Source organism: Undibacterium sp. GW821-FHT11B02, assembly GCF_058808955.1.
On sequence record NZ_JBXASD010000007.1, the window covers coordinates 1 to 13539 of the forward strand.

Genomic DNA, 13539 nt, shown 5'->3' on the forward strand with positions numbered 1-13539 from the left:
CTGTTCATCATTTGTTTTTCCAAAGTTACGTTTATTTTACGTCACCTTTGGGGAACTAAATTTCAGGGGAAGCTCAAAGCGCACTTGCAACAAGAGGTCGTGTGGACTACTACCGCCGTTGAATTTTCGGGCAATCCGTCATTCCCAATCACGGACTCACTATCGCCACACTTGATGGCGTCGTCAAAGGCCGCGCCTGCAATGGGCGGGCGTTGGAAACGCCGTTCAATGACGTAAGGCTGTTGGCGATGGAGTTCCAGTCAGCAGAATGAATTCGCACGGGTTCCCGTAGCACGAAAAAGAATACCGGTGTATCGCAGGTTGGGGTGGTCAGTGATCCGTAATATTGAAATTGTGATTGTGTGGTGAATGGCACAATCAGGCTGCCCAGTTGGAAGGGTTTGATCGGCAGGGCGGATTTGCCTGCCATGCTTTCTGCCACTGGTTGCAGCACCGAATAGGGACCACCAGTTTCTGGCCCTATGGCAAATTGCACTGCAAATACGGCTTTTGCCGTCCAATTGCTGATGGCACCACTTCCAACGCCGCTGGCTTTGACATGCATTTCCAGCATGGATATGGGTTGCCTGACGATGGCGTGTTCGGCAGGGACATGGAAATGGAATTCTTCCAGTGTGAACGTCATTGTCCCTGCGCCTCCCCAGTTGGATGAAACGATGGTCAGCGGTCTGCCACCTGGAGGGCTGACTGCAAAGGCGTAGTTGTTATGGTCATCCTTGCGTACCAGCTTCACGGCATAGTTGGGGTCGCTCAAATTGGTGGGGACGGTCCAGCCGCTTCTGCTATTGGCCGTTGTCGGGTCCAGCACAATTGGCGACTGGTTCGGTTCGCTTTCTGCGCATTTGAGGCATTTGTAGACCGCCACCCAGTTGTTGAATGTCCCAGTTAGCTCAGGGTATTTCCAGTCATGACATTGTTTCTGATAATTTTCTTCGGCAGCACTGCTGGGCATGGACATTCTTTTTTGCATATCCATATTAGCCGCAGACATCGGCATCATCATCGATTGTTTAGGCGGTTCTGGCTTGTCGGTGGCGCAACCTCCTAAGCTCAACAACAAGCTCAGCGTCAGTGCCAAATGCCAGGGATATGCCCGCTGCCGCTTATTCGTGAACATGAGTTACCTCTTTCTTCAATGGGCGTTGAGTCAGGTGCAAACCGAAAAGGCGCGGCAGCTTTGCTGTCGCAAGTGCAGCCTCAGATAAGCAAGCAGGGTGATTGGTTAGTTTGCAATTAAATATGCTATTTATGCAATATAGGTTATTGCTTTGAATATTGCAAAAAAATTATTATTTTGATGATGTTTCGCACCAGGCAGAATTGAATAATTGCCTTCTGCTTGCTGTGAACAGAAATGTCTGTGACGCTGATGCATTTGCAGATAGTGCATTTGGCGGCATGACGCATTGCACAAATTTGTATACATATTCTACATAAATTGCTTGACGGATATGTATAAAGTGATATCTACTTCCGTGGTCTTTCCGTTAGCAAATCAGCGGCGAAGATGTCTGGCCAACTGGCGACAGACGCTGGGTGTTGATGTGCACGTTTGAGTGCTGACACCATTTGCTTGTCGCCAGCGTATTGATAGTCGCGCGCCTCAATTCCCTCCATGTATTTCTACCCAGGATATGGGGTCATTTCTAACGTCGTTAAAAGGAGTTTGAAATTGAATAAGCTATTAGTTGCCTTGTTGTTGGTTTCCCAGTCTTTATGCGTCATGGCGAGCGAACAGAGTAGTTGTCAGGCTGCCGCCGGCACCTTGCTCACGGGTGTCGTTGTGAGTGCGCCGAAATTTGCTGCAGCAACACAAACCTTGAAAGGGGTAGGGCTGTCGCATACCCATGTCCAGGTCCGTGTAGACCAGGACGGTCAAACCTATGATCTAGCGATGGATAATGTGTATGCTGTCGATTACGTCAAAAATGCCAAATCCATTCCTAAATCTTTGGCGGCCATTAAAGTCAACGACAAGCTGGAAATGTGTGGTGAACCCTACACCAGTGGGGTAGGCATACACTGGGTGCATTCTAATTGCGGTGCTGTACCTAAAACCACAGCACCTGATGGCTGGGTCAAAACAATTTCTGCCAGTGGTGCTTTGGGTAGTAATCTGGAGCGCAGCCAGACTTACTGCTATCTCTGGAATTAAACGGTTTTTGTTGGGGTTGGGCTGGCAGCTAGTCAGCCCAATTTTTTAGCTCAATTTTGCAGCTTATTTTTTGCAAGCGCTTTGCGCAATTTGCGTCCCTGCCTGTAGCGCATAGCCAAAATCTGTTTCAGTCATTTGTTCACCAAAACGTTTCTTCAATTGTTCAGCACTTAGTGGATGCCCACGTGCTGCGGCCTCGGCCACGCTGTAAGTCATGGACATTTTCATGTCATGTGCTAGCACTTCGCTTGCATCATATGCGGTAGCCAGCAGGCCCATCGCAAAGGGCTCACATTGCCCTGCTGCGTCTTTTAAATAATTGACGGCATCTTCTTTCCATTTTTTGACCACGGGGTCATCCCGGTTTTCTGCCAAGTCTATGGTTTTGCCGTAGGGGCCTTCCATATAGAAATCAATCTTTGCATCCGCATTGCCAGCATTGGCAGCCAGTGTCAAAAACTGCATGCGTTCTTGCAATTGTGTTGGGGTGATATTTGCGCAGAGTTTTTTCAGTGCTTCACGTTCGCGTAAGAATTGCTCATGCTCCGCAGGGTGTTGATATTCGGGGGCGGGTTCGTCATTGTTCGCACAGACGGATTCAGCCTGATATACCTTGTAGGCTGCGTTGGCATCACCCGTGCGTGCTGCACTTATCCATTGTGCTATGTATTCCTGGGCGTTCTTCCCTCCAAAATCAATCACTCTGCCATTTCGTCCCATGACAACCGTGGCTTGCTCTTGTGCATCCTGACTTTGTACGCGCGGTAATGGTCTGGCAGTGCCGTTAGCAAACGGGGCATTCCCCCAGTTCGCTGATCGATTAGAAATGACTTTGTCTGTGGCCTCTGCGGGCTTCGTTGAGCTATCCGTTTCACTCAGGCTTTGCCAGGTGAAATAGGCAGCAGCTACCAGCATAAGGCAGGCGGTAGCAATGCTGGCAGTGCGGACAATGGTGGTCACAGGATTAGGGCGAGGATAAAAAATCTAGTGTAGCAAAGATATGGATATTTCCACCAATGACCTGACAGATGTTTCGCTGCCCTGGTGTCAAAGAGTGGAATCTAACTTTGACCTGTATGCTTTCAATTTTTAAACGCTGGAATTGGCGTAAGCTCGATTATCTTCTGTTTTTGTAATTCTGCTTGTTTGCTGGATTTTGCTTGGAAACCACCGTGCCCGTATTTGCATAAACGGTGTTTCCACTAATCTGTACAGCAACCAGCCACCAAATATTCCGGCTGCAGTCACCAGAATGATAGTCAGTGGCGCATTCGCGTCGATTTGCCGTTTGGCCAATTCCGCACCAATCAGCATGAACACGGGTTTGTGTACCAGGTAAACGGCATACGACCATAGCGCCAGTTGACCTGCACCTGGCACGCGCAGGCGGTACAGGTAGCTGTTGGGGCTAAGTGCGGCCAGGGTAAGTATGGCGAAGCTGATGGCCAGTAGCGAAAAGCCCAAAGAGTTGACGATCATCAGCTTGCTATAGTCGTCGCTGTTGATGCAATACAAGACGCCGCAGGTGGCAAGCAGGCCGGTGACCAGCAGCGCCTGGCCGTGACGCATCAGTCTGTCGTATAAGCCTGTATGAAAATTCTTGAGCATGGCGATGGCGACACCGGGCAGCAATTCATCAAAGCGCCCAAAGGTGGAATAATAAACTTGCGCATCAAACGCAGGATGACCATGTAAGAATGCCATACCGCGAAACAGCATGCCACCACCAATTGCCGCGATGAGTAGGCCCCAGGCTAGCCAGAGTGGGCTTTTGAATCTGAACAGGATCAGACTGATGACCGGCAGTATCAGGTAAAACTGTTCTTCTATGCACAAAGACCACGAATGGGAGAAGGTCTGCCCATATTCCAGCCCTATATTTTGTGTGAATGTGAGAAATTGCCATAGCGGCGAGGTACTGCGCCCAGACAGTGCTACCGGAAAAATAAAATAGGCGGCCAGCACCACATAGTAATTGGGCAGGGTGCGTAACAGGCGTCGGGCAAAAAAGTTCTGTAACGACAGTGGCTCGCCATTTGCCATGGTAGCCATGATCTGGTTGCCTATCAGGTAGCCACTCAGCACAAAAAACAAATCCACCCCAGCCCAGCCTATATCGCCGACGAAGCCAAATGTCTGATGTTTGCTGACAAAGCCGCAGTAGTGAGACATCAATACCAGCAGTATGGCCATTGCACGCAGGGTGTCCAGGCCGTTTAATCTTTTAGGGTGCATCTAGCTGTCGTCGGTATGTGGTTAAAGCGCAGACTTGGTGGTCAGGATTTTAATGGGCATATGCTTTGCGAGCTACTGTCCCAGACGCTCTCAATTGGGAACTTTCTGTGCTTCAGCAAGACGGCGGGGGACATCAACCCTGCTGCTGCAAGTTAACAGCATCGTCCGCCGTTTCACCCCCTGAAATGAAAATGCCGCTCGATCTTAACTGAACGGCATTACGCTTATGAATTACACTTTTAAAGGTTCATTTGTAAATTTCAATTTTTCTTTCCCCAAGTCATTCCGTTATTCACAAAATCTTCGGCTGATATAAAATACATACCTTGATTATCACCCTGGGTTATAGTAAGAGCGCCCCCTTCAAATTGAGAGCCACTATTGCTGAATGCGGCCAAATGAAAAGTCCCATCAGTACGCAATTGATCAACACCAACCATGTATAAATCATTTACCGGATCATATGCCGTAACCGTGTTTACACCGTTGTCGTCTGTTGTGAAACTAGCAAATCCGACATTGCTATCCATTGCCCCAGTGTCAGAGTTGTCAACAGAGTCAAACTCGCCACCACTAACCAAAGACAATTCGCTGCTAGAAATTTCACGCATTTATAAATATTCCTTAAAAGAAAAGTGAGTTTGCAAAAAGACTACCATTCGCTGCTTAAATAGCTTAAGGATATAAACTAAAAAATACCTGATTACATCGATTAGGCCTTAGATCATTTTAAACAGTTTTTTTTAATTTGCAAATATGCATTATTATTTTTTCCACATTTCACAATTAATTTTGATTGCGCGCCGAAATTACTGGAGGGCCAATTTTTTGTTTGAAATGAAGTGATTGGTCAACAATCAGTTTTTAAGAGTAAAACTAATATTTTTGAAAAAACCTTCAGGAAAAGCACTGCAAGCGATCATTTGCATTTTAGTTTTCTTGGTGTAAATGTGTATTTTTGAGACAGTACACATATGCTCAATACTTTATTAATGGCATTGATAACGAAGGCGGAAATTATACTTACGTTGAGCCGAAATGTATGGCCGTCGGAAACGGTATTGATTGCAGTCGTGTCGCCTGTTGATTCTTTTGCTGCCGGTTGTGAGAAGATATTCGATAAAATTCTTTCTGGTGAGTTGAGTTATATGCACTCCCAGTCATTTTCCTCTTTCTCAACGACATGCTAAAAAAACTCTTCCCCTTCATCAATAATGCAACGACGCGCTGGTATGCGGCGCTGACCTTGCTATTGGTGCTGGCGATGGCGGTGGAGCTGTTTGGCTTGCATGGGCTGGCCACGACAGAGTCGCGGCTGGGGGATGTGTATCTGCGGCACCACGCGCCAAGCTATAAGGCAGATCCCGATATTGTGGTGGTGGATATCGATGATGCCAGCATGCTGGGCATGCAAAAAATTGCTGGCCTGTGGGCCTGGAAGCGTGAGACACACGGATTTTTGCTGGAATCACTGGCGACGCTGGAGCCGCGTGCCGTCGTGTTTGATTTGAATTTTCATGAGCGCGATCAGGAAAAGCCTTTGAGTGATGCTTTTCTGTCGCAGCAAATCCAGCAATTACCGCATACCTATATTGAAGTTTTGCAGCTCAAACCTTCGGCATTTGTTAGGGATGTCGCCTTGCAGGATGTGCGTGATGTCTTTGCGATTACCCAGCCCGGCGGCAAGGACGCGCGGGCAACACTGCAATTACCTTATGCGATTGATCGCAAAGCCTGGCGGCTGGGTTTGGTCAACAGCATAGACGATGCCGATGGTGTGGTGCGTCGCTATCACTTATATATGGATGTGAATGGCTGGAAGATACCGTCCCTGCCGGCCAGAGTGGTTGGTGATCTGAATGGTCACCTGCCAGCCGGTAAAGACTTTCAATTGCTGTGGCCAGAAAAAGGTCATCAACGCTATGCCTATGCCGACCTGTTCAAGAAGTTGACTGAAGAAATGCCGGACTTGTCGCCTGCCGCTTTGGCAGAGTTGAAGCAGCGCTTCCAGAATAAAATTGTCGTCATCGGTTCGTCGGCAGCGGGGGCCTTTGATCACCATCTGACACCGTTGGACGCCGGGTATCCGGGGGTGGATATCCTGGCGGTGGCGATCGATAATTTGAAAAATGGTCGCACCATCCGTGATGTGACAGCTATCTGGCCATTCACCATTGGCGTATGCATGATAGTTGGTTTGGTCTTCGCCTTTCGCCGTCGTGTCAACCCAGTGCTGACAGGTAGCCTGTTGCTGGTGGCCACGGTGCTGGCGCTGTTGGTGGCCGACAATATGATCACCCATCACCTGATGTTGCCCATGGCCACGCCTCTGGTGTTTGCCTGGGCCTGGTTTTTGTCAGCTGCCATTGCCGGTTTTTTGCGTGAACGCCGCACACGTGACAGGATGGTATCGCTGTTTGGCCGCTTCCTTAACCCTGAGGTGGTACGAAAAATTGTTGACCACGGTGAAACGGTAGAAAGCTTATCCGGGCAAACGCGGCAGATATCGGTCCTGTTTTCTGATATACGCGGCTTTACCAGCTTGTCTGAAAGCAAGTCCCCGGATGAAGTGGTGAAACTGCTCAACCGTTATTTTGAGCATCAGGTCGAGGTAGTCTGGCGACATGGCGGCACGCTGGACAAGTTTATCGGTGATTGCATCATGGCTTTTTGGGGGGCACCGCTAGATGATGCCGAACACGCCAGGCATGCAGTTGCCGCAGCCATGGAAATGCAGGCCAACCTGCTGGCTTTCCGGCAGGAATTGTTGGCAGACGGGTCTGACCTGGTTGACTTCGACGTGGGCATTGGTGTACACACGGGGTCTGCTGTGGTAGGCTTTATTGGTGCCAAACGCAAGCTGGATTACACTGCAATTGGCGATACCGTTAATCTTGCCAGCCGGGTAGAGGGGCTGACCAAGGGTGTTGCTCGGGTGCTGGTTACCAGGGAGACAGCGCAGGCCTGCGCCCAGTCAAAGTCCCATTTTGATTTCGATTTTGAGTTGCGCGGGGCTTTTGCCGTCAAAGGTCGGGTCGCGGAAGTTGAATTGTATGAACCTATAAGGAAAAGTGCATGAAAATCCCGATTTTAATCATCAGCGTGCTGCTGGCTGGCAGCGCCGGTGCCGAAAGTGCTTACACCCAGCGCAGCACAGATTTGCGTGACAAGGCGCAGTTTGACTCTGCCACCGTGACCACGCTGCCTAACCAGACCAAGCTTGATGTATTGCAGCGATCTGGTGGCTGGGCACAGGTGAAAACCGCCAACGGTCAATCTGGTTGGGTGAAGCTGCTGGATCTGCGTATGGAAACCACGGCTGGCACTAGCAGCGCGGTACCATCGAGTGGTGGCAGTCTGCTGGGGGCGTTGGCTACCTCTGGCCGCACGTCCAATACTGGCACTGTGGGTACAGGTGTCAAGGGGCTGGACAAAGAAGACTTGAAACGCGCATCGCCGAATTATGCTGAGCTTCAGAAAATGCAAAAATTTGCGGTTGATAAAAACAGCGCCCAGGCGTTCGCACAGCGTTCAAAACTGGTGGCAAGCAATGTTGATTATTCGGGCCAGGATGCGGCTGGTAAGCGGGAGGGCAATTAAGATGCGCAAACTACAAAAAATCGCGGTTGCCTGTCTGACCCTTGCACTGTCCGGTTCGGCGGCGGCGCAGTTGGATTTTTTTAATAAAGCACTTGATGCTGTTAAAAATAAAACTGGTCCCGCTGGTGCCCTGCTTGATAAGGCTAAACCTGTTATCGATAGTATGGGGATAGACGAACCAAAAGAAATAGAAATAGGTAATGAGTTTGCTGCCGTTTTGCTTGGAGCCAAGCCTCTGCTGAATGATCCGCCGTTGCAGCGCTATGTGAACACCTTGGGGAGATGGTTGGCATCGCAAACTGAAAGGCCAGATTTGCCATGGACTTTTGGTGTCCTTGACGATGTGGGGTTCAATGCTTTTGCTACACCGGGCGGGAAGATCTTTGTCACAAAGGGATTGCTGATGCGTATGCGCAACGAGTCGGAACTGGTTGGTGTTCTGTCGCATGAAATTGCACACGTCGTACTGAAACATCATGTGAATGCCATGCAGTCAAAAGCGTGGACTGATTTCGGTGGAGAGGCGGTGAGTAGTTATGTCGCCAAAGGTAATTTGGCTGAATATAAAGGCAAGTTGGTCAATTTAGGTAAGGAAATGTATACCAAAGGTTTGGATAAGGGTGATGAATATGCAGCTGACCGTGCGGGTGTTGTGATTGCTGCCCGCGCCGGTTTTGATCCTTATGGTCTGCCTGGCGTTTTACAGACTCTGCAGGCGCAAAGTGCGCAAGACAATAATTTTAGCTTATTGTTTGAAACCCATCCCTCACCAACAGATCGTCTTGACAGTCTGAGCAAGGTTATGAATGGCCGTTTCGATTCCAGCAATGGATCAGTCGGCAAATCCTTTGCTGAACGTTCTAAAGAGTTCAGTCGCTAAATCATATATGTCAAATGCAATGTGATCAATCGCCTGGCTCAAGCAAAACGCCCAACATTGATGGGCGTTTTGCTTTGACGGCTTGCCGTTCAGATCATCCCTTACATATGTTTGTTGTTCGGTGCAGCATGTATGCGTATGCTGCCATCATAAGAACAACTGAGGTAATGACCAGTGTCATGCACCAGAATATCGGTGACAAAATTATCGTGGCGGTTGGTGCTGATCGGCATACCGCTATGGGCATCCCATAATTTCACGCATTTGTCTTCGCCGCTGCTGACCAGTATATTTGCAGATAAAAAGCGTATGCTGCGTGCGGCGGCGTCGTGCGCTTGCAACTGGCGTGTGATGGTCGGTTTGCTTAATAATCCAGACCATACCGTTACTTTGCCGTTAATGTCGCCAGTCACCAGACTGTTGCCGTCAGGTGAAACGGTAACGCAGCGCAGTGCCGCCTCACCAGGCAAGACGGTAATGCATTGCTGTTGCTGGATATTCCACAGACGTACCGATCCATCTTCTGATGCACTCGCCAATAAGCTGTCAGACACAGGGCAGATTGCCCATACCCAGCCTGTGTGTCCATGCAGGTTGGCTACCTGGTCAGCATCATCCGTCCAGAGTTTGATGCTGTGATCAGCCGAGCAAGTGGCAAGACCAGACCCTGGCAGGGTGCAAATGCCAAGGACGGCAGCGTCATGTGCATGCACGTTTTTCTCGCAAAGACCTGTGTCCAGATTCCACAAGCGCAAGCTGCGGTCGCGTGATACCGATGCCAATCGTTGTTGCCTGCTGACTGTCAGCCCCAGTACAGACTGGCTGTGTCCTCGCAATACATTTACCGGACGACCGCCGCCTTGCCAGATGCGTATGCTGGTATCTCTGCCTGCACTGGCTATACGGCCTTGCGGCAACTTCGTCATGGCCCAGACATAGCCCTGATGCGCTGGTGTGGGAGCTGCTTCTTCTTTTATTTGCAGCACAGGTTGCTGCTTGCGATACATGAGGTCACTGCGCATGATGTGTTTGACGCCATGGGTGACGACTTCACCTGCATGCCACAAGCTGTGGTCAAACAGGATCAGGCTACCGGCCCTGGGTGTGACGCGCCCGAGTATGCCTGCTTGCTCAGAGGCGGATTCTGGCCCGGCATCAAAGAACACTGTATCGCCACCACAAAAGTCGGCTTCATCACTGAGATAAATCATGAACGTCAGTTTCGACTGATAGCCAGCATTGCGAAAGTGCACACCATCCTGGTGGATATTGAATTGCTGATTAGGGCGATAGCGGCAAAAACGCAGACGTTCATTGATGCCATGCAGTTGCCAGTCTTCGATAGTGCGGATGGCAGCACCCTGATCATTCGTTTGCAGACGCGTGTTCAGGCGCTGGAAAAGGCGCGCAGCCAGCAAGGGATTATCCATAACCAGCCTGTCGTTATTGCGGTAAGACGGCGGGTAATCGGTTTCTGCACTTTGAAAGCCGGTGTTTTCGGCAAGGGATATGTAGTGCTGACATTCCTGTGCGGACAAAAAATCATGAATAAGCATGCAAAAACCTGCTTCGCGGGGCAGGGGGAATTCAACCATTGGCAGCGCCGCAGATGTTGCGATACCGTTTTGGGCTCTGTTTATGTCCTTGCTATTGGCATTGCTAGCTGTATTGCTGGTGGTGGGCTGTTGTCTGTTACGCATGGTAGTCATGATGATTTCATTTTAAATAGGTTGGTCAACCAACTTAAAATGAAGAATACGTCAGTTTTCATGAAAAACCAAGTAAAATTTGGTTATTCAACCAAAATTAATTTATGGTCCTGCTTTGATTTGCCAATTCGCCATAAAGCAGGAAGCTGGCCAGATGTCTTATGGCTTGCGCTCGCATGAGAAAAGAGACCAGGATGTCGAGAAAATCAAATACAGAACAGCGTCGCCAGGAAATCGTGTTTGCCCTCTTGTCCGTCATGGCAGAGCAGGGCTATGAAAAGGCGACGATACTGGCCATTGCCAAGAAAGCGGAACTCGCACCTGGCCTGATTCACTATCATTTCAAAAGCAAGGGTGAAATTCTGGTCGCGCTGGTAAGGTTTCTGGCCAGCCTGTCGCGTGAACGTTATGAGATCTTGTCAGCCAGCGCCACTACGCCGCAAGAAAAGCTGACTGCTTACATTCAGGCCAGGCTGGCAAAAGGCGCGGGTGCCATGCCAGAGGCAGTGTCTGCCTGGGTGGTGATTGGCGCTGAAGCCGTCAGGCAGCCTGAAGTACGTGCCGTGTTTCAAGAAGCCATTGCTGCTGAATTGACATTGATACAGGCTTTATTAACAGCATGTCTGCAAGATCGGAAGAGGGCTACTGATGGGGTGGCGGGGCTGGCAGCGGGTTTGCTGGCTTTTATGGAGGGAGCGTTTCAGCTTGCCAGCGCTGCGGGGGATATTATGCCGCAGGGCTATGCGGCGACTACCGCCAGGGTATTTATTGAAAACAGCCTGGCGGCTCAGGCGGTAGTCTGAACCATCTTGCAAGTGATGGAAAGGATGTGCCAGAGGCTTACTCTTTCCAGCCATTCTTCATCAAATTGAACAAGGCATGCAAGGATGCTTTAGGGTTTTCGGCATCTTTCGACCGGTGAAAAGCATCCAGAATAAAGTGGGCCAGGGCTTCGGCTTCTGCTTTCTCCAATTTATTTTTTGTTTCCTGCTGTAGCGCTACAGCCAGTGACTTTTCGTAACGCATCCAGATTTGTTTGGCATAGGCATGTAAATCTGGCGCGGAATAAATCAGCTTTCTGAAGGCATCTACTTCTTTTTTCTTTTTCACGTCAAAAGCCATATAGCTTGAAAAATGCTCAAGCAAGGCGTCCAGTATGGATACGCCTTCTTTTCTGTCAGTGACGGCAGAGATTAATCTTTCTTCCCGCTCTACTTCTTCATCAAATACCAGGGTCTCTTTGGTGGGGAAATATTTGAATAGCGTAGGTACAGATACTTCTGCCAGTCTGGCAATTTCTGCTGTCGTGACTTCGTTATAACCTTTTTCTATGAAAAGCCTGGTTGCCAGATCAGAAATCATCTTCCTGGTTTTCGCTTTCTTTCGTTCCCTCAGTCCCATCAAAGCCCCTTAATGCTATTTTTTGCTGTTTTTATCATTTGTTTCATTCTAGCATATTTTCCACTTCAATTATTACGTAAATTAATAAATTAAGTGACTTTACTTTTTAATTTGGTTAAATTATAGTGTGACTCAAGGCAGTGTTCAGCTTGCCGATTTCTGGCACTTAAAAATATATTCGAGAATATCTTCGGGAATATCTTCGGCTCTGCTGCAATATTTGCAATTTCAAAACGTCTATCCATTCAGCAGCAATCTCGGCATGCGCATGCAAAAGCAAGCAATGAAATGGATAAAAACCGGAATGACCGCAATGACAAAAATCCATAAGCAAAGTCCAATACAAGACAAGCAGATTGCCATCATAGGTGCAGGGCCAGGCGGACTGACATTGGCGCGGCTGTTGCAAATGCAAGGTGCGAAAGTGAAGGTATTTGAACGGGATGTCAATCGGTTCGCCAGAGTGCAGGGTGCTCCCCTGAATTTGAATGAAGGCTCTGGTTTGTCTGCCTTGCGTGCAGCTGGTTTGATGAATGCGTTTGAGCTGGCTTATCGTCCGGGTGCCGAGAAAATGCTGTTTGTGGACGCACAGGCAGCAGTCATTATTGATGAGATTGGGCCAGAGACAGAGAGCAATGACAGGCCAGAAATAGATCGTGGCCCATTAAGGGATTTGCTGCTGGCTTCGCTGGCGGATGATACGGTGGTGTGGGATGCCCGTTTCTCGTCTTTGCACAGGACGGATGAGTCAGTTGAAATGACATTTGAAAACGGCGATAAATTTACTGCTGATTTGCTCATTGCTGCCGATGGTGCTAACTCAAAAATCCGTCCCTATATCACGCAGCTTGCACCGGAGTATTCTGGTGTGACGGTGCTGGAAGGCATTGTCGCTGACGTAAAAACTGCTATTCCGGAATTGTATGAGTTGCTGGACGGTGGGAAAGTTTGTGCGCTTGACGATGAAAAGACTTTGTTCATCACGTTGAAAGGTGATGGCAGTGTGGTTTTTTACACTGGACACAAAGCGGATCAGCATTGGTGCACACAATGCAAAATTGATTTTTCTGACCGCGATCAGGTGTTTGCCTGGTTCAAGCAGGAATTCAAGGGCTGGAGTAATATCTGGGCAGAATTATTCAGGCATGCCACTCTGCCTTTCGTACCGCGCCCACAATTTTGCGCACCGGTCAATCAAAGCTGGCCATCTTTGTCTAACCTGACCATGCTGGGCGACGCCGCTCATGTTATGCCACCGTATGCGGGTGAGGGAGTAAATATGGCAATGCAGGATGCTCTGGTGCTGGCCAATCAATTGCTTAACCCGGGGCTGGATATGCGTGTAGCTATCGCCGCTTATGAAACCGAAATGCGCGCACGGAATGCTAAGACCGCAGCGGAAACACTGAAATTTACCAGGGTCTTTCATTCCTATGAAGCAGTACCGTTTTTCAGGGAGTTTTTTTCTGGAAATCAGGATGTGCTGTTACAAAAAGAAGGCTTCAGAGAAGCTGCTTAATAAACTACATGGCAATGTG

The 13539-nt window shown here is 49.1% G+C and carries 13 protein-coding genes; 7 read left to right on the top strand and 6 right to left on the bottom strand.

From position 1 onward, the window contains the following. Positions 1–148: 148 nt before the first annotated feature. The gene (locus AC1RVX_RS15735; protein WP_493217551.1) at positions 149–1138 is read right to left on the bottom strand and encodes a carbonic anhydrase family protein; all 990 of its coding nucleotides are present in this window, start codon (positions 1136–1138) and stop codon (positions 149–151) included. Between the two features lie 555 nt (positions 1139–1693). Between AC1RVX_RS15735 and AC1RVX_RS15740 the strand changes: the two genes are divergently transcribed. Beyond that, positions 1694–2176 carry a hypothetical protein gene (locus tag AC1RVX_RS15740; protein WP_493217552.1) on the top strand — a complete coding sequence of 161 codons (483 nt, stop codon included), beginning with the start codon at positions 1694–1696 and terminating at the stop codon, positions 2174–2176. Positions 2177–2239: 63 nt separating this feature from the next. Here the strand turns inward: AC1RVX_RS15740 and AC1RVX_RS15745 are convergent, their stop codons facing one another. The 3 genes from AC1RVX_RS15745 to AC1RVX_RS15755 all read right to left on the bottom strand — a co-directional run bounded on the left by AC1RVX_RS15745 (position 2240) and on the right by AC1RVX_RS15755 (position 5022). Continuing rightward, a complete protein-coding gene (locus AC1RVX_RS15745) occupies positions 2240–3136 on the bottom strand; it encodes a hypothetical protein (protein WP_493217553.1) in 897 nt (298 codons plus the stop codon). 129 nt (positions 3137–3265) lie between these two features. Next, positions 3266–4411, bottom strand: coding sequence for an acyltransferase family protein (locus AC1RVX_RS15750; protein WP_493217554.1), 1146 nt, complete (start codon positions 4409–4411; stop codon positions 3266–3268). Positions 4412–4671: 260 nt separating this feature from the next. Next, the gene (locus AC1RVX_RS15755; protein WP_493217555.1) at positions 4672–5022 is read right to left on the bottom strand and encodes a hypothetical protein; all 351 of its coding nucleotides are present in this window, start codon (positions 5020–5022) and stop codon (positions 4672–4674) included. 572 nt (positions 5023–5594) lie between these two features. On the opposite strand from AC1RVX_RS15755, the gene AC1RVX_RS15760 reads away from it, so the two are divergent. From AC1RVX_RS15760 to AC1RVX_RS15770, 3 genes are read left to right on the top strand one after another with little or no spacing between them, the layout of a single operon-like run. Further along, a complete protein-coding gene (locus AC1RVX_RS15760; protein ID WP_493217556.1) occupies positions 5595–7490 on the top strand; it encodes a CHASE2 domain-containing protein in 1896 nt (631 codons plus the stop codon). Then, on the top strand, positions 7487–8011 hold the full coding sequence (locus AC1RVX_RS15765; protein WP_493217557.1) for an SH3 domain-containing protein: 525 nt from the start codon (positions 7487–7489) through the stop codon (positions 8009–8011). Before AC1RVX_RS15760 ends, AC1RVX_RS15765 begins: the two co-directional genes overlap by 4 nt. 1 nt (position 8012) lies before the next feature. After that, on the top strand, positions 8013–8891 hold the full coding sequence (locus AC1RVX_RS15770) for a M48 family metalloprotease (RefSeq protein WP_493217558.1): 879 nt from the start codon (positions 8013–8015) through the stop codon (positions 8889–8891). A gap of 101 nt (positions 8892–8992) precedes the next feature. Here the strand turns inward: AC1RVX_RS15770 and AC1RVX_RS15775 are convergent, their stop codons facing one another. Then, the gene (locus AC1RVX_RS15775; protein ID WP_493217559.1) at positions 8993–10447 is read right to left on the bottom strand and encodes a 2OG-Fe(II) oxygenase; all 1455 of its coding nucleotides are present in this window, start codon (positions 10445–10447) and stop codon (positions 8993–8995) included. Between AC1RVX_RS15775 and AC1RVX_RS15780 the strand changes: the two genes are divergently transcribed. Continuing rightward, a complete protein-coding gene (locus AC1RVX_RS15780; RefSeq protein WP_493217560.1) occupies positions 10436–10780 on the top strand; it encodes a hypothetical protein in 345 nt (114 codons plus the stop codon). The genes AC1RVX_RS15775 and AC1RVX_RS15780 overlap by 12 nt on opposite strands. 14 nt (positions 10781–10794) lie before the next feature. Beyond that, entirely contained in the window at positions 10795–11403 is a 609-nt protein-coding gene (locus AC1RVX_RS15785) for a TetR/AcrR family transcriptional regulator (RefSeq protein ID WP_493217561.1), read from the top strand. A gap of 37 nt (positions 11404–11440) precedes the next feature. Here the strand turns inward: AC1RVX_RS15785 and AC1RVX_RS15790 are convergent, their stop codons facing one another. Next, on the bottom strand, positions 11441–12001 hold the full coding sequence (locus AC1RVX_RS15790; protein ID WP_493217562.1) for a TetR/AcrR family transcriptional regulator: 561 nt from the start codon (positions 11999–12001) through the stop codon (positions 11441–11443). A 313-nt stretch (positions 12002–12314) separates the two neighbouring features. Between AC1RVX_RS15790 and AC1RVX_RS15795 the strand changes: the two genes are divergently transcribed. Next, entirely contained in the window at positions 12315–13520 is a 1206-nt protein-coding gene (locus AC1RVX_RS15795; RefSeq protein ID WP_493217563.1) for an FAD-dependent oxidoreductase, read from the top strand. Positions 13521–13539 lie beyond the last annotated feature (19 nt).